General features: G+C 62.9%; 21 protein-coding genes. 10 read left to right on the top strand and 11 right to left on the bottom strand.

Annotated features, from left to right (window positions below; all coding sequences use genetic code 11):
• Positions 1 to 8: 8 nt before the first annotated feature.
• The 9 genes from uvrB to QKW60_RS14630 all read right to left on the bottom strand — a co-directional run bounded on the left by uvrB (position 9) and on the right by QKW60_RS14630 (position 11,604).
• Positions 9 to 2,186 carry an excinuclease ABC subunit UvrB gene (gene uvrB / locus QKW60_RS14670; protein ID WP_282369755.1) on the bottom strand — a complete coding sequence of 726 codons (2,178 nt, stop codon included), beginning with the start codon at positions 2,184 to 2,186 and terminating at the stop codon, positions 9 to 11.
• Positions 2,187 to 2,381: 195 nt separating this feature from the next.
• Positions 2,382 to 3,014 (bottom strand): CDGSH iron-sulfur domain-containing protein, encoded by a 633-nt coding sequence (locus tag QKW60_RS14665; RefSeq protein ID WP_282369753.1) that lies wholly within the window; start codon positions 3,012 to 3,014, stop codon positions 2,382 to 2,384.
• Between the two features lie 81 nt (positions 3,015 to 3,095).
• A complete protein-coding gene (locus tag QKW60_RS14660; RefSeq protein ID WP_282369751.1) occupies positions 3,096 to 4,526 on the bottom strand; it encodes a C69 family dipeptidase in 1,431 nt (476 codons plus the stop codon).
• Positions 4,523 to 6,160, bottom strand: coding sequence for an amidohydrolase (locus QKW60_RS14655; protein ID WP_282369749.1), 1,638 nt, complete (start codon positions 6,158 to 6,160; stop codon positions 4,523 to 4,525). The genes QKW60_RS14660 and QKW60_RS14655 overlap by 4 nt, the downstream gene beginning before the upstream one ends.
• A complete protein-coding gene (locus QKW60_RS14650) occupies positions 6,157 to 7,143 on the bottom strand; it encodes an ABC transporter ATP-binding protein (RefSeq protein ID WP_282369747.1) in 987 nt (328 codons plus the stop codon). The genes QKW60_RS14655 and QKW60_RS14650 overlap by 4 nt, the downstream gene beginning before the upstream one ends.
• Positions 7,140 to 8,111 (bottom strand): ABC transporter ATP-binding protein, encoded by a 972-nt coding sequence (locus tag QKW60_RS14645; RefSeq protein WP_282369745.1) that lies wholly within the window; start codon positions 8,109 to 8,111, stop codon positions 7,140 to 7,142. The genes QKW60_RS14650 and QKW60_RS14645 overlap by 4 nt, the downstream gene beginning before the upstream one ends.
• Entirely contained in the window at positions 8,111 to 8,995 is an 885-nt protein-coding gene (locus QKW60_RS14640) for an ABC transporter permease (protein WP_282369744.1), read from the bottom strand. Before QKW60_RS14640 ends, QKW60_RS14645 begins: the two co-directional genes overlap by 1 nt.
• An 11-nt stretch (positions 8,996 to 9,006) precedes the next feature.
• Positions 9,007 to 9,951 (bottom strand): ABC transporter permease, encoded by a 945-nt coding sequence (locus QKW60_RS14635; RefSeq protein WP_282369740.1) that lies wholly within the window; start codon positions 9,949 to 9,951, stop codon positions 9,007 to 9,009.
• Positions 9,952 to 10,035: 84 nt separating this feature from the next.
• Positions 10,036 to 11,604, bottom strand: a complete 1,569-nt coding sequence (locus QKW60_RS14630; protein WP_282369738.1) for an ABC transporter substrate-binding protein — start codon at positions 11,602 to 11,604, stop codon at positions 10,036 to 10,038.
• Positions 11,605 to 11,784: 180 nt separating this feature from the next.
• On the opposite strand from QKW60_RS14630, the gene QKW60_RS14625 reads away from it, so the two are divergent.
• Entirely contained in the window at positions 11,785 to 12,558 is a 774-nt protein-coding gene (locus QKW60_RS14625) for a helix-turn-helix domain-containing protein (RefSeq protein WP_282369736.1), read from the top strand.
• Positions 12,559 to 12,597: 39 nt separating this feature from the next.
• On the opposite strand, the gene QKW60_RS14620 is transcribed toward QKW60_RS14625, so the two are convergent.
• A complete protein-coding gene (locus QKW60_RS14620) occupies positions 12,598 to 13,032 on the bottom strand; it encodes a MarR family winged helix-turn-helix transcriptional regulator (RefSeq protein ID WP_282369734.1) in 435 nt (144 codons plus the stop codon).
• Positions 13,033 to 13,102: 70 nt separating this feature from the next.
• Here QKW60_RS14620 and hmgA point away from each other — a divergent pair, with 70 nt between their 5' ends.
• The 8 genes from hmgA to QKW60_RS14580 all read left to right on the top strand — a co-directional run bounded on the left by hmgA (position 13,103) and on the right by QKW60_RS14580 (position 21,345).
• Positions 13,103 to 14,461 (top strand): homogentisate 1,2-dioxygenase, encoded by a 1,359-nt coding sequence (gene hmgA / locus QKW60_RS14615; RefSeq protein WP_282369732.1) that lies wholly within the window; start codon positions 13,103 to 13,105, stop codon positions 14,459 to 14,461.
• Positions 14,458 to 15,096, top strand: coding sequence for a maleylacetoacetate isomerase (gene maiA / locus QKW60_RS14610; protein ID WP_282369730.1), 639 nt, complete (start codon positions 14,458 to 14,460; stop codon positions 15,094 to 15,096). Before hmgA ends, maiA begins: the two co-directional genes overlap by 4 nt.
• Before the next feature lie 8 nt (positions 15,097 to 15,104).
• Entirely contained in the window at positions 15,105 to 16,358 is a 1,254-nt protein-coding gene (gene fahA / locus QKW60_RS14605; RefSeq protein ID WP_282369728.1) for a fumarylacetoacetase, read from the top strand.
• Positions 16,359 to 16,457: 99 nt separating this feature from the next.
• Complete coding sequence (locus QKW60_RS14600) at positions 16,458 to 18,167, top strand: IlvD/Edd family dehydratase (RefSeq protein ID WP_282369726.1); 1,710 nt, start codon at positions 16,458 to 16,460, stop codon at positions 18,165 to 18,167.
• A gap of 46 nt (positions 18,168 to 18,213) precedes the next feature.
• Complete coding sequence (locus QKW60_RS14595) at positions 18,214 to 18,984, top strand: SDR family NAD(P)-dependent oxidoreductase (RefSeq protein ID WP_282369725.1); 771 nt, start codon at positions 18,214 to 18,216, stop codon at positions 18,982 to 18,984.
• Positions 18,981 to 19,895: a 2-dehydro-3-deoxygalactonokinase gene (locus tag QKW60_RS14590; protein ID WP_282369723.1), complete on the top strand. Its 915-nt coding sequence runs from the start codon at positions 18,981 to 18,983 to the stop codon at positions 19,893 to 19,895. The genes QKW60_RS14595 and QKW60_RS14590 overlap by 4 nt, the downstream gene beginning before the upstream one ends.
• Positions 19,892 to 20,500: a 2-dehydro-3-deoxy-6-phosphogalactonate aldolase gene (locus tag QKW60_RS14585; protein WP_282369721.1), complete on the top strand. Its 609-nt coding sequence runs from the start codon at positions 19,892 to 19,894 to the stop codon at positions 20,498 to 20,500. The genes QKW60_RS14590 and QKW60_RS14585 overlap by 4 nt, the downstream gene beginning before the upstream one ends.
• Positions 20,497 to 21,345: an SMP-30/gluconolactonase/LRE family protein gene (locus QKW60_RS14580; protein ID WP_282369719.1), complete on the top strand. Its 849-nt coding sequence runs from the start codon at positions 20,497 to 20,499 to the stop codon at positions 21,343 to 21,345. Before QKW60_RS14585 ends, QKW60_RS14580 begins: the two co-directional genes overlap by 4 nt.
• Positions 21,346 to 21,480: 135 nt before the next feature.
• On the opposite strand, the gene QKW60_RS14575 is transcribed toward QKW60_RS14580, so the two are convergent.
• Positions 21,481 to 22,371, bottom strand: coding sequence for a LysR substrate-binding domain-containing protein (locus QKW60_RS14575; RefSeq protein ID WP_282369717.1), 891 nt, complete (start codon positions 22,369 to 22,371; stop codon positions 21,481 to 21,483).
• Between the two features lie 243 nt (positions 22,372 to 22,614).
• Between QKW60_RS14575 and QKW60_RS14570 the strand changes: the two genes are divergently transcribed.
• Positions 22,615 to 23,544, top strand: a complete 930-nt coding sequence (locus QKW60_RS14570; protein ID WP_282369715.1) for a dimethylarginine dimethylaminohydrolase family protein — start codon at positions 22,615 to 22,617, stop codon at positions 23,542 to 23,544.
• Positions 23,545 to 23,602 lie beyond the last annotated feature (58 nt).

Genomic DNA, 23,602 nt, shown 5'->3' with positions numbered 1-23,602 from the left:
ATAAGACTTCATCCCCTCCGCCTCTTCCCGCCTCTCTGCCCCGGCCGCCCGGCCGTTGACCGTCCGGCCTTGACGCCCGCCGCTTCCACCGCTTCCTCGACGGCGGACTGACGCGCCAAAGGATCGTCTGACAGCACCAGATCGACCGCCTCCAGCCGCTTGATCTCGTCCCTCAGCCTTGCGGCTTCCTCGAATTCCAGGTTCTCGGCGGCCTTGCGCATCTGAACGCGCAGCCCGTCGAGATGGGCCTCCAGATTGGCGCCGTGCATGGGTTTATCGACCTTGGCGGTCACCCGGTTCATGTCGACATCGCCCTTGTAGAGGCCCGAGAGGATATCCTCGACATTTTTCTGGATCGTCGCCGGCGTGATGCCGTGTTCCGTATTATAGGCCACCTGTTTCTCGCGCCGCCGGTTGGTTTCTGCCAGAGCGCGTTCCATGCTGCCCGTCACCCGGTCGGCATACATGATCACCCGGCCTTCGGCGTTCCGTGCCGCCCGGCCGATGGTCTGGATCAGTGAAGTCTCGGAGCGCAGGAAGCCCTCCTTGTCCGCGTCCAAAATCGCCACCAGCCCGCATTCGGGAATATCCAGCCCCTCGCGCAGCAGGTTGATGCCGACAAGCACATCGAAGGCGCCGAGGCGGAGGTCGCGCAGGATCTCGATCCTCTCGATCGTGTCGATGTCGGAATGCATGTAGCGCACGCGGATGCCCTGTTCGTGCATGTATTCGGTCAGATCCTCGGCCATGCGCTTGGTCAGCGTGGTGACGAGGGTGCGGAAGCCTCTAGCCGCGACCTTGCGGACCTCATCCAGAAGGTCGTCGACCTGCATCTCGACCGGCCTGATCTCGACCTCGGGGTCGATAAGGCCGGTCGGGCGGATGACCTGTTCTGTGAAGACGCCGCCGGTCTGTTCCAGTTCCCATGCGGCGGGGGTGGCCGAAACGAAGACGGACTGGGGCCGCATCGCGTCCCATTCCTCGAATTTCAGGGGACGGTTGTCCATGCAGGAGGGCAGCCGGAACCCGTGTTCGGCCAGCGTGAACTTGCGCCGGTAGTCGCCTTTGTACATGCCGCCGATCTGGGGGACCGAGACGTGGGATTCGTCGGCGAAGACAATGGCATGGTCGGGGATGAATTCGAAAAGCGTGGGTGGCGGCTCACCGGGGGCGCGGCCGGTCAGGTAGCGCGAGTAATTCTCGATCCCGTTGCAGACGCCGGTCGCCTCCAGCATCTCCAGATCGAAATTGCAGCGCTGTTCGAGGCGTTGGGCTTCCAGAAGCTTGCCTTCCTCCTGCAACTGCTTCAGCCGCAGCGCCAGTTCCTTGCGGATGCCGACAATGGCTTGTTGCAGGGTCGGGCGGGGAGTGACGTAGTGGGAATTGGCGTAGATGCGGATCTTTTCGAACGTGTCGGTCTTCTGCCCGGTCAGGGGGTCGAATTCGGTGATCCCCTCCAGCTCCTCTCCGAAGAAGGAGAACTTCCACGCGCGATCCTCAAGGTGGGCGGGCCAGACATCGACCGTGTCGCCCTTGACGCGGAAGGCCCCGCGCTGAAAGGCGGCATCGGCGCGGCGGTATTGCTGGGCGACGAGATCGGCGATGAACTTGCGCTGTTCGTACAGCGACCCCACCGCCATGTCCTGCGTCATCGCCGAATAGGTCTCGACCGAGCCGATGCCGTAGATACACGAGACCGAGGCGACGATGATCACGTCATCGCGTTCCAGAAGCGCCCTTGTGGCCGAGTGGCGCATCCGGTCGATCTGTTCGTTGATCTGGCTTTCCTTCTCTATGTATGTGTCCGAGCGCGGCACATAGGCCTCGGGCTGGTAATAGTCGTAATAGCTGACGAAATACTCTACGGCATTGTCGGGGAAGAAGCCCTTGAACTCACCGTAAAGCTGGGCGGCCAGCGTCTTGTTCGGGGCAAGGATGATCGCGGGGCGCTGCGTTTCCTCGATCACCTTGGCCATGGTGAAGGTCTTGCCGGTGCCGGTGGCGCCGAGGAGCACCTGATCCCGCTCACCCTCCTTCACCCCGGCACTGAGTTCGGCGATGGCGGTGGGCTGGTCGCCCGCGGGGGCGAAATCGGTCTTCATCACGAACCGCCGCCCGCCTTCGAGTTTCGGCCGGGTCAGGACCTCGGGATGCTCCGTAAGGGCGTTGGTGTTGTTGTGCGGCATGGGCGATTCCTCCGATCCCGCAGATTTGATCTGTTTTTGTTCTGGTGCAAGGGCAGCCGGCCAGCATTGTTCATGCAGATCGCTGTGGAAACAGGCGGAGGCTCAATTCAGCCGTCACCACGGCTCCACATGCGATATGCGACAGCGCAACGAGGTGCGTGACGGTCGATGGCCGGCACGACACGGCGCGTCGTTTTAATCCCCGCTTTTCCAATCCGCGTCACGGTGGCTGCCGTCACAATAGGGCTTGATCCCTGACTTGCCGCATCGGCAAAGCACAAATTTGCGGTGGCAGGCGCCCTGCCCCGGATGCGGTTCGGCGATCTCGGCCTCGCGCACGTAGTAAGGACCGTCGCGGGCGACTTCGATGCGGGCGCGGTCGGCGACAAGATGCGTGACCGTATCGCCCAGCGCCAGCGCCAGTGCGCCTGAGGGACAGTGGGCGATCACCGACTCCACAGCGTTGCGGCTGCCCTTGTCCGGCTGCACCCATGGCTTCTGGTTCGGATTGAAAACATCGGGCGCGACGCGGCCACATACGGCGGCGTGGGAACAGATGAGAGGGTTGTAGGTGACCGTCACTTCCTCACCCGCATAGCGCAGGATACGGTTCACCCCGGACGGCGTGCCGCCTGAACTTTGAAACCCATTGGTCTTGTGACTGCCATCGCAAAAGGGCTTGGTCTTGCTGCCACCGCAACGGCAGAGAGCGACGACCGGCTTCACCTCCAGCGGCTGACCATCGGGACCTGTGAGTTCGTCCAGTCCCTTGACGACAAGCGGACCGTTTTCCCGCGTCTCGATTACAACCTTGACGTCATCGTCCATACCACCCTCCACGCCTGACGTGTCCCCAAGGTCGGACGGATGCAATCGAACGTCAAACGAAAGTTCAGTAAGTGGACTGATTCACCAGATCTGCGGGAAGGCAACCGGCGTGCCCGGGCTCCAGGTCAGGTCCTGCGCCGAAAGCTCCACTTCGAACCCCGCAGCAAGGCCCGCGACGGTTTGCAAGCCCGCCAGAAGCGCTCCGGTACTGAACGACCCAAGAATCTCCACCATGTCGTCGGTCAGCCCGGCAGCAATGGCTGCATCGGCAATGCGCAGGTGCGCCGCTGTCTGGCGTGCAAGACGCGCCTCATGCGCCTCGAAGACTCTGGTGGCCCGGCCCAGCGCCTCGGGGCCAAGTAGCTGCATCAGATACATCAGCCGCTTGGCTTCCTGCACCGCTGAGCGATGCGCCTCATGCGCCTGCGAGACAAGCGAGACAGTGTCGGTATTGCCGCTAACCGCCTTGCGGAGGTCCATGAAACGGTGGGATTCACCAGTCGTAAGGTAACGGTGCTGGCCGTATTCAGGGGGAATAGCGGATTGGCCGAGAAAGACCGGGGCGAAGGGTGCGGCGATGGCGCCAGTCGCCGCATGCCACATCATATAAAGCGCCGGGTCGGACGGGGTCACAAGGGGTACGACCTGACCGTAACCGGCGGTGTCGCCGGTCAGCTTTTCGGTTCTGACCGCCCAGATCACATCAGCGAGGCAGATCATTTCGGGCCGCGCGGCGCGGGCTTGCATTTCAGCCTCGATCCACCGGACACCGTCCCACCGGCCCTTGCTGTCGCCGTAGATCGTGTTGGCGTTGAAGGGGCCGCCCTCATACCAGCCCATTTCTCGGGCGAAGCTGACAAGGTTCGGCGACCAGAGGAAATCGGGGTGACCCGGCTGATCCACCGGCACTTCCAGCACGTAGCCGGGACGCGAGGCGCGGATGCTGTCGGGTCCCAGCCGTTCGGCCACCCAGAGCCCCTTGCCGCCCGCGAACTGGATCATCACCCAGGCCTCATCAGCGTCGGCAAAGAGGTGCGAGTTGCCTCCGTAGGTGGCCTCGCCATGGTCTGCGATGAGGGCCGCGCAGATATCCACCGCCTCACGCGCCGAGGTGGCGCGTTCCATGACGATCCGCGCGAGGTCGGAATAGTTCAGCCCGGTCTGATCTTTCGGCGTCATCGCGATCAGTTCGGCCCGCGAGGTCGACCAGACATCGCGCACCGCCACGCCCGCAGCGTTCAGCCCGCCATTAGTGATGGGGGCCGGCACGCCAAGATAATAGGAATAGCTGACGCGCATATGCCTGAGCGTGCGCTTGACCTGCGGGATCTGCGTGCGGCGGCCAGGCATATCCGCCTCCGGTCCCACGCCCACCTCGATCGTCGTGCCCGGGGTATGATCGGCCTCCGGGATGATTTCCAGCCAGTGCGAGGACGGTTCGTCGCCATAGCCGCCAAGCCAGGCATGGCCGGTGGCAGAGTGGTTCTTGCCGACATAAATGGCGTAACTCAAACCAGTGCTCCGACCTTCGTGTTTTCTGCCTGATGGACCCGCGCACCCCGTCGCCAGGTCTCGTCTACCCTGATCGTGTCGATCCTGTCGGGGCGGTCAAGGGGGTTGGCCTCCAGCATGACAAGGTCAGCGAGTTTGCCGGGTTCGATCGACCCGCGCTCGTCTTCCTGAAAGACCTGCCAGGCCGCATCTATCGTATGGGCGCGAAGGGCCGAAAGGGCGCTGATCTTCTGTTCCTCGCCGAGCGTACGGCCACTATGCGTCACGCGGTTTACCGTCGTGTGGATCAGTTGGAGCGGCCGGGTGGGCGTCACGGAGGCATCGTTGTGGATCGTGAAAAGGACACCGGCCTTTTCGGCCCAGCCCGTGGGCGAAATATTCTGCGACCGCTCTGGCCCGAGCAATTCGGAATAATGCTTGTCGCCCCAAAACCAGACATGGGCGGGGAAGAAGCTGACCGTCACGCCGAGTTGCGCGCAACGCTCTAGCTGATCTTCGCGCATCACCTGTCCGTGGATGATCGTATGGCGGTGATCCTTGCGCGGGTTCGTTGCCAAAGCCGCCTCGATGGCGTCCAGATACATGTCCGACGCCGCATCGCCGTTGCAATGGGTGTGAATCTGATGGCCCATGTCGTGGAGCTTCCCAACCTCAGCAAAGAGCGCCCCGCGATCCATATAGGCAAGGCCAGTATCGGGTGCCTTGCCGGGCGCCGCGGTATGGTAGGGCTCCGTCAGCCAGGCCGTCCGCATCAGGAACGACCCGTCGGTCAGCAACTTGCGGGGGCCAAGTGAAATGTTGGCGCCCGGCCAATTGCGGCAGAGGTCCGATTTTGAAAAATCCGGCTCTATCTCCGCGACCGGCAACAGAACGAGGTCGATGCCGGGATCACCCTCTGCTGCCACAGCTGCGAACAATTCGAGAAGCGGTCGGGCTGTCCAAGAGTTTTGCGCAAGTGTGACGCCGTGGGCGAGGTACTCCTCGCGGGCGGCATCGAAGCTACGCCGGAAACTTTGTTGGTCGATCAGGAAATGGGTATCCCCCATCTCACCCATCGCACTCAGGCCCTCTATGCCACCGGTGAGACGGCCTGCCGCATCGCGCAGGAACCGACCACCTGCCGGGTCGGGCGTACCTTCGCCGATCCCCTGATGCGCCAGAGCCATCGAATTCGCGACACCGCAATGGCCCGAAGTATGAATGACCCAGACCGGGTGGTCGCGAGACACCGCGTCCAGTTCATCGCGCGTGGGCATGCGGCCCTCGGCCAGCAGCGTCTCATCCAAGGCTGCGCCCATGACCCATTCGCCTTTCGGGGTCTGGGCGGCCTTCGCGTTGAGCCGGGCAAAAACGTCGGCGAGCGATCGGCAATCTCCGCGCGGCGGAGAGGCAAGATCGGCCCGCAGCAGCGTCACGAAGGCGCTGTCAGGGAAATGCCCGTGCGGGTCGATGAAGGCCGGGATCAGGGTACGGCCTTCCAGATCAATCTCTTCTGCGCCGCCAAGGGCAGCGCGGACATCGACCAATGCCCCAACTGCAACGATCCGTTCGCCCTCTATGCCAACGGCTTCAGGCACTGAATTTTCATCGTCCAGTGTCAGGATCGAACCGCCCGTGAAGATCTTGGCATTCATGACGTGAGAGCTTCTTCTTTGATCCAGATTTCCGGGAAATGGCAGCGGTGTGCGCCTTCGTGCACCACAGTCCACGCAGGCACTTCTGTTGAACAGCGCAATTGCACAAAGGGGCAGCGCGTGTGGAACTCGCACCCCGTCGGTCGGCGCAGGATCGAAGGCGGTTCGCCCTGCAATTCGACGCGCATCAGTTGCGCGTCCGGATCAGGTTCGGGGTTCGCGGCCAGCAGGGCCAGCGTATAGGGGTGTTGCGGGCGGGCGAAGACCTCTTCGGTCGGACCTTCCTCCACGAGCTTGCCCAGATACATGATCCCCACCTTGTCGGTGATATGCCGCACCACGTTCAGGTTGTGGGTGATGATCATGATCGCCAGCCCAAGCTCATCCTGAAGCCGCGCCAGAAGGTTCAGCATCTCACCCTGAATCGAGACGTCGAGCCCGGCTGTGGGTTCGTCGGCGATCAGCAGTTTCGGATCGAGCGCCAGTGCCCGCGCCACACCCACCCGGCGGGCCTGACCGCCGGAAATCTGGTAGGGATAGCGCGCGGCGAATTCCGGCGGCAGGCCGACCATGGTCAGCAACCGCTTCGCCTCTGCCTCCAGATCGCGGTCGCTCATGCCCTGAATGCGGAAGGGTTCGGTGATCAGCGACTTGATGGTCAGACGAGGGCTGAGCGACCCGATCGGGTCCTGAAACATCATCACGATCTCGCGGCGCAGCTTGCGGAACTCTGCCTCCGGCAGGTCGACGAGTTCCTGCCCGCGATAGAGGATGGAGCCTTCGGAAGCATGATGCAGCCCTGCCACCGCGCGGGCCAGCGTGGTCTTGCCCGACCCGCTTTCACCGACGATGCCATAGGTCTTGCCCTCTTCGATATCGAGGCTGACACCCGACACCGCGTCGATGGTCCCGGCAGAGGAAAAGACGCCGCCCCGGAGTTTGAACCGCACAAAGACATCGCGAATTTCAAGAAGCGCGCTCATGCGGTTTCCCTTTCTGCAATCAGATGGCAGGCGGCGTGATGGCCGGGGCCGGCGGTTCCCATCGCGGGCCGCTTTTCACAGGCCTCATGGCGCTTGTCGCATCTTTCGGCGAAGATGCAGCCCGAGGGCAGGCTGACAAGGTCGGGGATATTGCCGGGGATTGTGGGCAGGTTGCGCGTTCTGACCTTGATATGACCCGGATCGCATTCCAGAAGCGCGCGGGTATAGGGATGCGCGGGGTTGTGGAAGACATCGCGGACCGTGCCGCTTTCCACCACCTCGCCCGCATACATCACGACAACCTCGTCGCACAGCTCGGCGATAACGCCCAGATGGTGCGAGATGAAAAGGATCGAACAGCCGATCTCATCCTGCAACTCGCGCAGCCGCTTGATGATCTGCACTTCCAGCGTGGCATCGAGCGCGGTCGTCGGTTCATCCGCGATCAGAAGCGAGGGTTTCGCCATCAGGGCCATGGCAATGGCGATGCGCTGGCGCATGCCGCCCGAAAACTCGAACGGATACTGGTTCAGCCGCGCCTCGGGGTCGGGGATGCCGACAAGGGCCAGCATCTCCGCCGCGCGTTTGCGTTTTTCGGCCTTCGACAGCTTGTCGCGATACTGGATGTCGATCATCTGCCGACCTACGGTCAGGACCGGATTGTGGGTCTGCATCGGGTCCTGAAAGACCATCGATATTTCAGTGCCGCGCAGAGCCCGCATCTCGTTTTCAGAGCGCGCCAGCAGGTTTTCACCCTTGAACCGGACCTCGCCGGACCCGACCTTGGCGTTGGGCGCCATCAGCCGGATGATCGACGAAATCAGTGTGGACTTGCCGCAGCCGCTTTCGCCGACGATGCCGGTGATCTTCTTTTCCGAGATCGTCATCGAGGCATTGCGCAAGGCCTTCAGCGGCCCGCGCGGCGTGGCATAGCTGACCGACAGGTCACGGATGTCGAGAACGGCCATCACTTGCCCCCCTTGCCACGAAGTTTCGGATCGACGACGTCGCGGAGCGCTTCGCCCAGGAAGGTGAAGCCAAGCGTCGTCAGGATCAGCGGAATGCCCCCGGCGATGATGATCCACGGCGTATTTCGGATCAGCGAATAGCCGTCATTCAAAAGCGAGCCCCAGGACGGCGTGGGCGGCTTTACCCCCATGCCGAGAAAGCTCAGGCCCGCCTCAAGCCCGACAACGGTCGGGATGTCCATCGCGGCCAGAACCGCCAGCGGCCCCAGAACGTTCGGCACGATGTGGATGAACATGATCCGGGCCGTCGAAGCGCCGAGAGACTTCTCGGCGGTAATGAACTCCGCTTCCTTCAGCGACTGGGTCAGCGTGCGCACGACGCGGCCATAGGTCGGGATCGAGGTGACCATGATCACAAGGATCACGGTGTTCAGGCTGGGCCCGACCAGCGCCACGACGGCCAGCGCGAACATGACGGTCGGGAAGGATCGCACGGTGTCGAAGAAAAGGACGATCAGGTTATCCAGCCATTTCGGCCCGTAACCTGCGATCATGCCAAGCACCAGACCGATGGCGATGGCCCCCGCGATGGTCGGCAAAGCCACCTGAAGGGCCACACGCCCACCCCAGATGACACGGCTGAACGTGTCGCGGCCCAGCTGGTCGGTGCCCATCAGATGGGCAAGGTTTGGCCCCTGCAAACGGTCGGGAATGTTCATCGCGACCGGGTCATAGGGCGCGATCCAGGGCGCGAAAAGTGCGGAGGCAACGATCAGCGTCACGATGATCAGCCCGGCAAGGCCGAGGGGATCGCGGACAAGGTGGTGAAAGATTTCGCCCAGTTCGGAACGGGGCTTTGGCAGTGATACGGCTGTGTCTGTCATGATCCCGCCCCCTATTTCCCCGCCCGGATACGCGGGTCGAGAATGGCGTTGATGATGTCGGCGAGCGTGGTGGAGGCCACGAAGATCAGGGTCGAGAACAGGACCGACCCCATGACCACCGGGTAGTTGCGGGTGGTGATCGAGTCGATCACCAGCTTGCCAAGGCCCGGGCGGGAAAAGACGATCTCGGTAAAGACGGCCGCCGACAGCAGAAAGCCCATGCCGACGCCGATCACCGTGACGGTGGGCAGGATTGCCAGACGCAAAGCGTAACCGAAGGTGATCCGGCGTTCAGGCAGTCCAAAGGCGCGGGCGGTGCGGACATGGCCCTCACCCATCACTTCCAGCATCGAGGCGCGGACAAGTCGCGCGATATAGCCAACCCAGCTGAGGCCGATGGCAAGGCTGGGCAGAACAAGGTGATGAAGCTGATCGCCCCAGTCGCCCGGTTCGCCCGCGCCGATGGCCGGGAACCATTGCAGCTTCACCGCGAACAAAAGGAGCGAATAGAGCGAGACGACAAACGCGGGCACGGCGATGACCGACACCGACAGCACACCGGTCAGCCGGTCGCCCAGCGAATTGCGGTTCACGGCGGAATAGCAGCCAAGCGCGATCCCCAGCACCGCCGACCACAGGATCGAAACGAGGATCAGCGTCAGCGTGTAGGGAATCTGGCCCAGGACGATTGTCGTGACCGGACGGTTCGAAAACACATCCATCCCAAGATCGCCGCGCAGCATGTTGGCGAAGAAAAGCCCGATCTGCGCGATCAGCGGTTTATCCAACCCCATCCGCGCCTCAAGCGCTGCCCGCATCTCGGGCGAGGCCTTGGGCCCCAGCATGGTCGAGATCGGATCGCCCGGGATCATGTGGATGATCAGGAACAGAAGCGTTACGGCAAGTACCGTGATTACCGCCGCCAATCCAAGGCGTCGTAGAATATAGGTCAGCATGGTCTCCTCCCCGCAAGACGGCTGATCCCTGAACGGTGGAAGGGGCGCAGGCGAACCCGCGCCCCCTCCGTCCGCAGGGAGGTCTTATACCGCGCCGAAGTAGCGGTAGAGCGGCAATCCGTCCGGCCGCAGCGCCGGAACGACGGTATTGCGATAGATCACAGGCGTCGATTCATGCGTGATGAACTTGTAGGCGCCGCTTTCTTCCATCAGGTCTTGGGCGCGGGCATACATCGCCGCGCGCTTGGCCTGATCGCCTTCCGACTGGGCGGCAAGGTGCAGTTCGTCGAACTCTTCGTTCTTGAACCGCTCCCAGTTCCAGATGCCTGCCTGTTCAGTGATGAACCACGAGGTCGCGTAGTACGGGTCCGGCGTCATCGAATAGCGGTTCAGCACCAGTTCGACATTCTCGTCGTTGCCCAGTTCCCAGAACGTCGCGCCTTCGTGCAGGCTGATGTCCAGGGTGATGCCGATAGCGGCGAGGTTGGCCTGAATGATCTGCGCCGCCGTGACGTTCGCGGATTTGTTCAGGACGCTGATGGTCAGCGAGACGTTGGTTTCGCCCGATTCCGCCATCAGAGCCTGCGCCTTCTCCAGATCAGCAGCGGTGCCCGTCAGCGAGGCTTCGCGGTGGCCCGGCAAGCCCGGTGCGATGATCCCGGTCGACGGCTCGGCCGCGCCGAAATAGGCGCCCGCCATGATCGAGGGCACGTCGATGGCATACTGGATCGCCTGACGGAGTTTCAGGTTCGCCATCTTCGGATTGTCGAGGTTCATGCCGACCCAGACATAGTAGAGCGACGGATATTCATCGAGCGTGGCACCGTCGATGGGCGAGGATTTCAGGCGTTCGACCGAGTCGAGGCTGACGCGGGTGAAGTCGATCTCACCGGCCTCGAATGCAATCTCGGCGGCCTTTTCATCGTCGATATGATAGATCTGGATCTCGTCATAGACGGGCGCTTCGCCCTTCCAGTCGGGGTTGCGGGTCAGCGTGGTCTTCTGCTTCGGCTCCCACGACGTATGCAGGTAGGGGCCCGAGGTCGCGACCGGCTGGGTGTCGATCTTGCCGCCAGCCTGCTCAAAAGCAGCCTTCGAGACAATGTTGCCCGCAATATAGGGAAGCGTGATCGACCAGAGCGGCTGGAACGCGTTCTTCAGCACGATCGTGCCGGTACGCTCGCCGGTGACTTCGACATGGTCCAAGGGACCCCAATCAGGCTTGTTGGTCGATTCCAGCGCGTCATCGATGATGCGCTCGAACGAGAATTTCACGTCTTCGGCAGTCATTGCGCCGAAACCGTTCGTGAAACCAATATTGTCCTTCAGCGCGAAGTTGATGTGGGTCGCATCCACCTGTTCGACCATATCGGCGGCGTCCAGTTGCCAGCCCCATTCGCGGCCCGGCTTGTACTGGATCAGCTTGTTGTAGATCGCGGCGTGGATTTCTTCGTCAACGACGCCCTGGCTGAAGGCCGGGTCCATGGAGCGGATGTCGGCATAGGTGCGGGTCTTCAGCGTGCCGCCGGCGGCGAATGCCGGACGCGGCAGGGCAAGCCCGGTGGCGGCCATCGCGCCAAGCGCGGTCGCGCCTTTCAGGAACGCGCGGCGGGGCAGGCCCACGCGGCTCCAGGAGATATTCTGTTTCGTCATGTCGTCCTCCCTGGGTTCGGTTGACGGGCCCAGAGCGCGCCAACTTTCGTCACGAATCTAAATCCGGGAAGGACGGTCGGAACAATTTCGCGCCACTACGCGATATGACGCGACTTTGCGCTTTTATAGCTTAAAGTCGCGAACTAAAGTGACCTTGTTAGGATGATGGGAGACGTGGCGATGGAATCTGTGCTGGCAGCCAATCTGCGCCTGCTGTGCTCCACCGAATCGTCGATATCCGAGATTTGTCGGCGCATTGGCATCAACCGGCAGCAATTCAACAAGTACCTGAACGGTTCGTCGCAACCCTCGGCAGCCAATCTCCGGCGCATTTCGACCTACTTTGGTGTCCGCCCGGCTGAATTTCTGTTGCCGCCGGATGAGTTCGAGGTGCATCCACTTGTCCAGCCGCGGCTGAAAACCGTGCCACCCGACGTGCATATGCGGGGTTTCGACAGTGCCTTTGCCGGTCAGACACTCGGCCTTCGCCGGTATCTTGGCTACTATCACAGCTATTTCGAAACCGAGAGTTGGGCGAACTCGATCATCTGCGCGCTCGTCAGGCTGAGCGTGAAAGACGGCATCGTGCATTGCAAATCGCTTGAGCGGTCCGTCGATGACAAGGACGGGGCGCTGTACCTGTCGAAATACGATGGCCGGGTCGCACTTCTGGGTAACCGCATCTTCGTGATGGAATTCCAGGAACTCGCCCGCGACGCTCTGGTGGAGACAGTGTTGTATCCGGTCGGACGCGGTCAGTTGTCTTACCTGCGCGGTAAGACCTTCGGCATCACCAGCCGACAACGCACACCATTCACCGGTCCCATTGTCTGGCGGTATCTCGGCACGAATATCGACCTGCGGGCAGCAATGAAAAAGGTCGGGCGCTATGACGTCGGCTCGCCGCAACTCGACCGGCGGGCCATGACGATCCTGACTTCGGAGCCGGATTGAGACCCTTCCGAGCCGGATTGTTGTGACCCGAATGGCCCGTCAGCCTGCCGCGAGGGACGTCAGGCAGCGGGTAAGAACCGCCTGATCATGCTCTGAAAGCGAGCGCGTCAGTTCGGCGTTGAACCTTTGCGCCGAAAGGGAAAGATCGGCATAGGCCGCCTGCCCTTTCTTCGTCAGCCCGAGGAATTCCTGCCGACGGTCGGTTTGGTTGCCGGATCGGGCGAGAAATCCGAGTAGTTCCAGACGCGCCACGGCGCGGGAGATCTTGGTCTTGTGCACCCCGGCCCGCGCGCCGATCTCGGTTGCGGTCATCGTTCCGTACCCGCCGAGATGCGCCAGCACCCGCCATTCGGTCCGCAGCATGCCGTAACGGTCCTTATATATCTTCTGGAATTTCAGGCCCGTTTCCTCCGCCGCGCGGTTCAGGAGGTAGGGCAGGAAACTCTGCAGGTCGAAGTCGGTGTCTGGCGTCATGGGCAATTCTCCTGTTGTTAGTTACAAAATCAACTATTACGAATGCAACCATTATCTGGAGGGCCTTGCCATGACCGACCACCCCCAAACCGGATTCCGCCAAGCTGCAACGCCGTGCGGCACGACCGCAGGCTACATGCCGGGCTTCGGCAATGATTTTGAGACGGAGGCGCTGTCGGGCGCGTTGCCGCAGGGCATGAACAGCCCCCAGAAGTGCAATTACGGGCTTTACGGCGAACAACTGTCCGGCACCGCCTTCACCGCGCCCAGCCACCAGAACGAACGGACCTGGTGCTACCGCATCCGCCCCTCGGTCAAACATTCCGCGAGATACGAGAAGATCGCGCTGCCATATTGGAAGACCGCGCCGCATGTCGTGGAGGATGTGATCTCGCTCGGCCAGTACCGCTGGGACCCCGTCGCGCATTCGGACCAGCCTTTGACATGGCTGACGGGGATGCGGACGATGACGACGGCAGGCGACGTGAACACGCAGGTCGGAATGGCCAGCCACATCTACCTTGTGACCGCCTCTATGGAGGACGCCTATTTCTATTCCGCCGACAGCGAACTTCTGGTCGTGCCGCAGGAGGGTCGCCTGCGCTTCTGCACTGAACTTGGCATCATCGATCTGGAGCCGAAGGAAATTGCGATCCTGCCGCGCGGGCTTCTTTATCGCTTGGAACTGATCGACGGCCCCGCGCGCGGTTTCGTCTGCGAGAACTACGGCCAGAAGTTCGAACTGCCCGGCCGTGGCCCCATCGGCGCGAACTGCATGGCCAACCGGCGTGACTTCAAGACGCCCGTTGCGGCCTTTGAGGACCGCGAGGTGCCTTCGACCGTCACCATAAAGTGGTGCGGTCAGTTCCATGAGACGAGGATCGGGCATTCGCCGCTCGATGTCGTGGCATGGCACGGCAACTATGCCCCGGTGAAATACGACCTGCGGACCTATTGCCCGGTCGGATCGATCCTTTTCGACCACCCCGACCCGTCGATTTTCACGGTACTCACGGCGCCCTCGGGCGTGCCGGGCACCGCAAATATCGACTTCGTCCTTTTCCGCGAACGCTGGATGGTGATGGAGGATACGTTCCGCCCGCCCTGGTACCACAAGAACGTCATGTCGGAACTGATGGGCAATATCTACGGCCAGTACGACGCAAAGCCGCAGGGCTTCGTTCCGGGCGGCATGAGCCTGCACAACATGATGCTGCCGCACGGGCCCGACCGCGAGGCGTTTGAGAAGGCGTCTAACGCGAACCTTGGCCCGGACAAGCTCGACAACACCATGTCCTTCATGTTCGAGACACGGTTCCCTCAGCACCTGACCGAGTTTGCCGCGAATGAAGCGCCGCTGCAGGACGACTACATCGACTGCTGGACCTCGCTTGAGAAGAAGTTCGACGGCACGCCGGGCCGGAAATGAGGCTCTATTCCTACTGGCGATCCACCGCATCCTACCGCGTGCGGATCGCGCTGAACCTCAAGGGCGTGGTTTTCGACACCGTTCCAGTGAACCTCGTCGCCGGGGAACAACGCAGCGCGGAATATGCCACGCGGAACCCCGCCGGGCTCGTCCCCGCGCTGGAACTGGCGGACGGCACGGTCCTGACCCAGTCGCTGGCGATCATCGACTGGCTGGACGCGACCTATCCCGAACCGCCCCTCCTGCCTACCGATCCCAAATTGCGGGCGCGAGTCATGGCGGCGGCACATCTCATCGCCATGGACATCCATCCGGTCAACAACCTGCGGGTCGTCCAGCATCTGGGCGCAACCTTCGATGCGACGGCCGAGGACAAGGCCGCATGGATGCGCTACTGGATGGCGCTTGGTTTCGACGCCTTGGAACAGATGGTCGATCCCATAACGCCTTTCGCCTTCACCGATGCCCCGACACTTGCCGATATTTGCCTCGTCGCGCAGATCTACAATGCGCGGCGCTGGGGGCTGAACCTCGAACCATGGCCCCGCCTGACCGAGATCGACGCGGCGGCCACAATCCCACCCGCCTTCGCCAAGGCCGCGCCCGAGGCGCAACCTGACGCCATCCAGACCTGAGGACCGACATGACACTGATGAAATCCTGGATCGAAAGCGCCAACGCCCCCGACGGACAGTTTCCGCGGAACAATCTGCCCTATGGCGTGTTTTCAACGAATGGAACCGAGCCCCGCTGCGGAGCCGCCATCGGCGACATGATCGTCGATCTCACCGCAATGGAGGAAGAGGGCATCCTGACAGCGACCGATGACCCGGTGCTGGACGTGCCCTTCTGGAATGACTTCATGGAACTGGGGCCGGAGGTCTGGAATGCCTACCGGGCCAAGTTGCAGGCCTTGCTGGCCGAGGACGCCGACCGGGTGGTGGAACCATATCTTGTGCCAATGGAAGCGGCGCAGATGCACCTGCCCTTCCTCATCTCGGAATACACCGATTTCTATGCCGGGCGGCACCACGCCGAGAATGTCGGGACCATGTTTCGGGGCAAGGACAACGCATTGCCGCCAAACTGGCTGTCGATCCCGATCGGCTACAATGGCCGCGCCTCTTCCGTCGTCGTCTCGGGCACACCGGTCCGGCGGCCTTGGGGGCAGGTGAAAGGCCCGGATGACGACCTGCCCCGCTTCGCGCCCTCGGCCCGCTTCGATATCGAACTGGAACTCGGCGCAGTCGTGGGAATGCCGTCCGAAGGGCCGGTGACAGTGGCTGAGGCCGACCGGATGATCTTCGGTTATGTTCTACTGAACGACTGGTCGGCCCGCGACATTCAGGCCTGGGAGTACCAGCCACTCGGCCCGTTTCAGGCCAAGGCGACGGCCACGACGATCTCCGCGTGGATCGTGACCCGAGCGGCCTTGGAGCCGTTCCGAGTGACCACCCCCGACCGCGCCCGCCCGCTTCTGCCCTACCTGACTGAGCCCGGGCCAATGCTTTATGACATCGACCTTGCCGTGACACTGGCCCCCGAGGGCAAGGCCGCCACCACGATCGCGCGGACCAACTATCGGGAAATGTATTACTCGGCCGCCCAGCAACTGGCGCATCACACCACCTCCGGCTGCCCGATGAACACCGGCGACCTTCTGGGCTCTGGCACCATTTCGGGCCCAACGAAAGAAAGCCGCGGCAGCCTGCTGGAGCTGAGTTGGGGCGGGAAGGAGCCAGTTTCTCTCGATACCGGTGGCACGCGGTGCTTCATCGAAGACGGCGATACGCTGACCCTGACCGGTCACGCGCAAGACGATGGCTACCGCATCGGTTTCGGTCGCTGCGAAGGTCAGCTCCTGCCCGCGCTGAAAGATCCCTACACCCGAACATAGACCCGACACGCGATCAAAGCGGCGTGAGCCTTGCCCTTTCGCCGCGACCCAAATACTCCTGCCAAGGGCTTTCCCGTTCGCGCAACCGAGGCAGGCATCATGACCAAAGACCGCCGCAACCGGGCCTGGTATGGCAAGCATGACAAGGATGGGTTCATCCACCGGTCGTGGATGAAGAACCAGGGCTTTCCCGATCATGTCTTCGACGGTCGACCGGTCATCGGTGTCTGCAACACATGGTCGGAACTGACCCCCTGCAATTCCGGTCTTCGCGAGCTCGCCGAAGGCGTGAAACGCGGCGTGTGGGAGGCCGGCGGCTTTCCGGTGGAATTCCCGGTCATGTCGCTGGGCGAGACCCAGATGAAGCCGACGGCAATGCTCTTTCGCAATCTTCTGTCGATGGATGTCGAGGAATCGATCCGCGCCTATGGCATGGACGGCGTCGTCCTTCTGGGCGGCTGCGACAAGACTACGCCGGGGCAACTCATGGGGGCGGCCTCGGTTGACCTGCCAACGATCGTGGTGTCGTCCGGCCCGATGCTGAACGGCAAGTGGCAGGGGCAGGACATCGGTTCGGGCACCGATGTGTGGAAGTTTTCCGAGGCGGTGCGCGCGGGCGAGATGACGCTGAAGGACTTCATGGCCGCCGAATCCGGTATGAGCCGGTCAAAAGGCGTCTGCATGACGATGGGCACGGCCTCCACCATGGCGTCGCTTGTCGAGGCGATGGGGATGAGCCTGCCGACGAATGCCGCCCTTCCGGCTGTGGATGCGCGGCGCATGGCACTGGCCCATATGACCGGGCGGCGGATCGTCGAAATGGTCGAGGAGAATCTGGTCCTGTCAAAGGTCCTGACCCGCGAAAGTTTCGAGAATGCAATCCTCGCCAATGCCGCCGTGGGCGGGTCCACCAATGCGGTCATTCACCTGTTGGCGCTGGCCGGGCGGGTCGGCGTGCCGCTCACGCTCGACGATTTCGAAATTGGCTCGGACATCCCGCTTCTGGTCAATTGCATGCCGTCGGGCACATACCTGATGGAGGATTTCTGCTACGCAGGCGGGATGCCGGTGGTGCTGCGTGAACTCGGCGCAAAACTGCGCCCCGCCAAGACCGTTCTGGGTGGCGATATCTCGGCCTATGCCGAGGGGGCGGAGTGCTGGAACCGTGACGTGATCCACCCCATGGCCGACCCTGTGAAACCTGCGGCGGGGATAAGAGTATTGCGCGGAAACCTCGCCCCGAAAGGCGCGATCGTGAAACCCTCTGCCGCGACGCCTGCGCTACTGGAACACGAAGGGCCCGCTTATGTCTTCGAGTCGATCGAGGAGATGAAAGCCAATATCGACCGCGACGACCTGCCGGTGACGGCCGATACGATCCTGGTGCTGAAGGGCTGCGGCCCGAAAGGCTATCCGGGAATGCCGGAGGTCGGCAATATGCCGATCCCCGCTGCGCTTGTGAAACAGGGCGTGCGCGACATGGTGCGGATATCGGATGCGCGCATGTCCGGCACCGCCTTCGGCACCGTGATCCTGCATGTCAGCCCCGAGACGCAGGCGGGCGGGCCGCTCGCACTGGTGAAAACCGGCGACCGGATTCGCATCTCGGCCAGCCGGGAGGAGCTGACGCATCTGGTGGATGAGGATGAGCTGAAGCGGCGGCAGGCGGCATGGACCCCCGCGCCCCCGCATTACACACGCGGCTACGCAAAGCTTTACACCGACAGTGTCATGCAGGCCCATGAAGGGGCTGATCTCGATTTCCTCGTCGGCAAGGATACAAGACCGGTCACGAGGGAAAGCCACTGATGTGGGATACGGCGCAAAAGCTCTCGACAGCGGACGGAAGTGACGCATGAAACCTTCGGCGATCTATCCTGATCTGAAAGATGCATCGGTCTTCATCACCGGCGGCGGGTCTGGGGTTGGCGCGGCCCTGACAGAGGGTTTTCTGCGCCAAGGCGCGCGGGTTGCCTTTGTCCAGCGGTCGGACGGTGCGGAATTTGCCGGGCAGATGGAGGCCGAAACCGGCATCCGCCCGCTTTTCATCCCGTGTGACATAACCGATATCGGGGCGCTAAAAGCGGCCGTCGCCGAGGCGAGTGATGCGCATGGGCCGGTGACGGTTCTGGTCAATAACGCCGCCAACGATCAACGCCACGCGACCGAGGATGTCAGCGAGGATTACTGGGACCGCGCCATCGCCATCAATCTCAAGGCCTGTTTCTTTGCCGCACAGGCGGTTCTGCCGGGTATGCGCGCGGCGGGTGGTGGGGCGATCATCAACATGACCTCGATCAGCTACATGATGGGCAATGCGGGCTACCCGATCTACACAACCGCAAATTCTGGCCTGAACGGGCTGACCCGTTCGCTCGCCCGGGAATTCGGGCCCGACGGCATCCGGGTCAATGCGCTCGCGCCGGGTTGGGTGATGACGGACAAGCAGAAAGAGATGTGGGTGACACCCGAAGGGCTCGCCGCCCATCTCGACCGGCAATGCCTGAAAGCGACGCTTGCGCCCGAGGACATCGTTGGCGGCGCGCTGTTTCTAGCGTCGTCGGCATCGCGGATGATGACCGGGCAGGCGTTGGTGATCGACGGCGGCGTGGTGGTGACGGGATGAGCGGGGATATCGCATGGATCGGCCTTGACTGGGGCACGACGCATCTGAGGGCCATGCTGGTCGGCAGGGACGGAGGTATCCTGCATGAACTTACATCTGCCGACGGTGTCGTGACCCTTGGCCCCGACGGATTCGAGCCTGCGCTTCTGGCGCTGATCGGCGCCCACCTTCCGCCCTCCGGCAGTGTGGCCGTGATCGCCTGCGGCATGGTCGGCAGCAGCATCGGCTGGCGCGAGGCCCCCTATCGCGCCGTGCCTTGCGCGCCGCTCGACCCCGGCACGACCGTCGGTATACCGGTGAACGATCCGCGTCTCAGCCTGAAAATCCTTCCGGGCCTGAGCCAGTCCAACCCGCCGGATGTGATGCGCGGTGAGGAGACACAGATTGCCGGGTTCCTTGCGACCCATCCCGGCTGGGACGGTATCCTGTGCCTGCCCGGCACCCATAGCAAATGGGTGGAGGTGAGCGCGGGCGAGGTGGTGTCGTTCCAGACCTTCATGACGGGTGAGCTCTTCGCCCTGATCGGCGGTCAGTCCGTTCTGCGCCACACGGTCGCCACGGACGGCTGGGACGAGGCGGCCTTTGCCGGGGGCCTCGACGATGCGCTGGCGCGGCCGGAACGTCTGGCCGCCCATCTTTTCCGTCTGCGGGCGGCGGGCATTCTTGAGGGGCTCGACGGACACGCCGCGCGGGCGCGTCTTTCGGGTCTTCTGATCGGGGCGGAACTTGCCGCCGCGCGGCCCTACTGGCTGGGACGGCAGGTGGCAATCATCGGGGCAGAAACCGTCGCGGCGGCTTATCAAACGGCGCTCGCCGCGCAGGGACTTCCTGCCGAGGTCGTGGCGGGCCGCGACGCGGTTTTTGCGGGGCTCGCAGCGGCTGCCGCCAACATCGCGGGGGGGCGGGCATGAACCGGGCCATCATCGCCATCCTGCGGGGCATCACGCCCGACGAGGCCGTCGCGGTGACCGAGGCGCTGATCGGCGCAGGCATCACCCGGATCGAGGTGCCGCTGAACTCACCCGATCCCTATGACAGCATCGCCCGCATGATCGGGGCGGCGGATGGCCGTGCGGAAATCGGGGCCGGAACGGTTCTGGATGTGCCGTCAGTCGAACGGCTGGCCGGTATCGGTGCCCGGATGGTTGTCTCGCCCGACTGCAATCCCGAGGTCATCGCGGCGACAAAACGGATGGGGATACAATCCTATCCCGGGGTCTTTACCCCCACGGAATGTTTCGCGGCCCTGCGTGCAGGGGCCGATGGGCTGAAGCTGTTTCCGGCGAACCTGATCGGCGTTCAGGGCTTCGCCGCAATCAACGCGGTCCTGCCTGCCGGAACCCGGACCTTTGCCGTGGGCGGTGTCGGGGCCGGGGATTTCGCTGAATGGCGGCAGGCCGGGATCGCGGGCTTCGGCCTTGGCACCGCGCTGTACCGTCCGGGCGTGCCGCCCGATGAGGTCGCGCGGCGTGCGGCCGGGATCGTCGCGGCCTATGACAAGGCCTGGGCCAAGTGACCGTCACCATCTTCAGCCCGACGGTCTGCGCGCTTGGCGAGGGGCCGCTCTGGCATCCGCTCAGGGGGCAGCTGTTCTGGTTCGATATTCTCGCCAAGAAGCTCCTGACCCGGACGGAGGCGGGGGAGGAGCGGTATTGGCAGTTCGACGCCCATGTCTCGGCAGCCGGTTGGGTCGACCGCGATACGCTGGTCATCGCCGATGAGGCGGGCCTTCTGCGCTTCGATATCGAAAGTGGCGCGCAGTCCCGATTGGCCGAAATCGAAGCGGACCAGCCTTTGACCCGTTCCAATGACGGGCGTGCCGATCCATGGGGCGGGTTCTGGATCGGCACGATGGGAAAGAAGGCTGAACCGGGCCTTGGGGCCATCTACCGGTATTACCGGGGCGAGGTGCGGCGGCTGGTGGCCGATGTCACGATCTCCAACTCCATCGCCTTTTCCCCTGACCGCGTCTGGGCCTATTACACCGATACGCGCGTGGGGCGGATCATGCGGCAGAAGCTGGACCCAAGGGAGGGTTGGCCTGTGGGTGAACCCGACCTTTTCATCGATCTGAGCGGTACCACTTTCGGGGCCGACGGATCGGTGGTGGACAGTGCAGGGTGCCTGTGGAACGCGCAATGGGGGGCGGGCCGCGTCGCGCGCTATGCGCCGGATGGGACACTTTTGTCGGTGGTCGAGGTTCCCACTCCGCAGGTCTCCTGCCCGGCTTTTGGTGGTGCGGACCTAAAAACCCTCTACATCACCACGGCAGCAACCGGGATCGACACGGCGCCCGCCGGGGCCACCTTCCGCGTCAGGGTGGACACGCCCGGACAGGCCGAACACCGCGTCCTTCTCTGAGAAAAACTTCCCGAAATATTTTCGTGCCGAAGACGGAAGTTGTATCGGGTAACGGCGACGGTATCAGCATCGGGTTAACCAATCTCTATACCAGCGAGCCGAACCGATGACGACAAACAGATTTGCACGAACCCGTCAATCGCGCATGTCCGGCAGTTCCTCGCGCAGCCACGACCGGAACGCCCCAACGGCGGGATTGTCCGCCTTGTCGGTCGGCACAACGAGGAAATAGGATCGCGGCGAACGGATCGCGAGGTCGAAGGGCCTGACGAGGGTTCCGGCTTCCATCGCCTCGTGGCAGATGAACTCGTCCCCCATGGCGATGCCCTGTGCGTTCATCGCGGCGGCATAGACAAGGTTCATGTCGGCAAAAACAATGCCCTCCTGCGCGGCCTCTTCCCCGACCCCGGCAAGGCGGAACCAGTTCCGCCAGTCTTCACGTTCATGCAGGTGTAGTAGGCCAGCCCGCAAGACGTCGCGCGGGCCGTTCAGACCGCCGAGACGGTTGATGAGCGCGGGGCTGCAAAGCGGCGTGAACTCCACCTCTTTCAGGAGTTCCACCTGCATGCCGGGCTTGTTTCCAGTGCCGAACGTCAGGAAAAGATCGACATCCGGGTTCGACACGTCGTCCAGCCGCCGGGGTGTTACGATCGACAGCGAGACGTCGGGGAAGCCTTCGCGAAAGCGGCCGATCTTGGGGCAAAGCCAGGTCGCGGCGAAGCCCGGGGTGCAGCTTACCGTAAGGGCACCGGTGACCCCGCGCCCGGCATTCCGGGCCGCAGATCCGGCAATGGCCGACAGCGCCCGGCGGATATCGGCGGCATAGGCCATGCCCTGCGGCGTGAGTTCGATCCGTGTGCCGACCCGGTCGAACATGCGGAACCCCATCTCACGCTCCAAAAGGCGCAACTGATGACTGACCGCGCTGCGGGTCAGGTTCAGCTCATCCGCCGCCTGCCAGACAGTGCCGTGGCGGGCGAAACTTTCCAGCGCGCGCAGCGCTTGGGTCGAGGGGATACGGGCCATATCTCACTCCGGTTCCGACCAGAAAGTCTATCGTGGCGCTGGCAGCTTACCAGAGAAAAGGTGAATGAAATTTGTCAAATCCAAGAAAAGGTTTCACACCCTCCCGGCTGAAAAGGGCCTATGATCCGGTCTGCAAAACGTCGGCGTTCTGTCGGCAAAACGTATGGCAACCGCGCCGTTCACCCATCTGCAGTCACCCGAGGCCCGTATCCGCCCGGCATCTGAACACTGAAGGAGCAACCCATGGCCCTTGACCGACTGCCCCATGCCGAAGGCTTCACCCTGCAGCGCCGCAACCCAAAGGGCGGCACGAAGCCGATGGCCTATTGGGGATTGAAGAACGAAACCGATCCCCTGACCGATGTGCTATTGGGCTCGCCCGCGCATCTTTTCCACCGCGCCACCTCCAGCCTGTCGCGCAAGCATCTGCGCGAGGCGCCATGCAACATTCAGGTAGCGCAGGGACAGCATGCGGAGCTTGTCTCGGCCTATGAGCATTTCGGGGTGAAGGTGCATATGCTGCCGGCGGAACCCGAACTGACCATGCAGGTCTATTCCCGCGATTCCAGTTTCATGACGCCCTACGGCGCCGTCATCACCGCGATGGCCAACTGGTGGCGGCGGGGCGAGAATTATGCCGCTTTGCGCGCCTATGAGGCGATGGGCATCCCGATCTACGACATGGTGACGGCAGGCACGTTCGAGGGCGGCGATTTCAACGTGATCGAGGAGGGCTGTGTGCTGATCGGCTGCGGCGGGGCCCGCACGCAAGAGGAAGGCGCGCGTCAGGTGGCGTCCTGGTTCGAGAAGGAAGGCTGGGAAACCCGCATCGCCTTCATCGACGAGTACTACGTCCATATCGACCTGATGGTCGTGCCGATCGCCGAAAAGCTGACCGCGGTCTGCCTGACCTGCACCGATCCCAAGATCGTCGACTGGCTGAAGGCGAAAGGGCATGAGATCATCGACGTGCCCTTCGCCGATACGATGGCGCTTGGCTGCAACTTCATGGCGCTCGGGCATGACAAGGTGATTGCGCCGACATCGTCCCAGACGCTGATCGGTCAGCTGAAGGCGCGCGGTTTCGAAGTGGCGGCGGTCGATACAGCGGAAATTTCGAAAACCGGCGGCGGCATCCACTGCATGGCACAGGCATTGCGCCGGGCGCCGTAATCCGGTTGTGGCCGCGCCCGGCTCCGCGATAGGTTCGGGGCCGGGACAGAGGGGCCAC

It is taken from the genome of Albidovulum aestuarii (assembly GCF_029961185.1).
Taxonomy (GTDB): domain Bacteria; phylum Pseudomonadota; class Alphaproteobacteria; order Rhodobacterales; family Rhodobacteraceae; genus Albidovulum; species Albidovulum aestuarii.
This window is presented reverse-complemented; position numbering and strand designations above follow the sequence as displayed.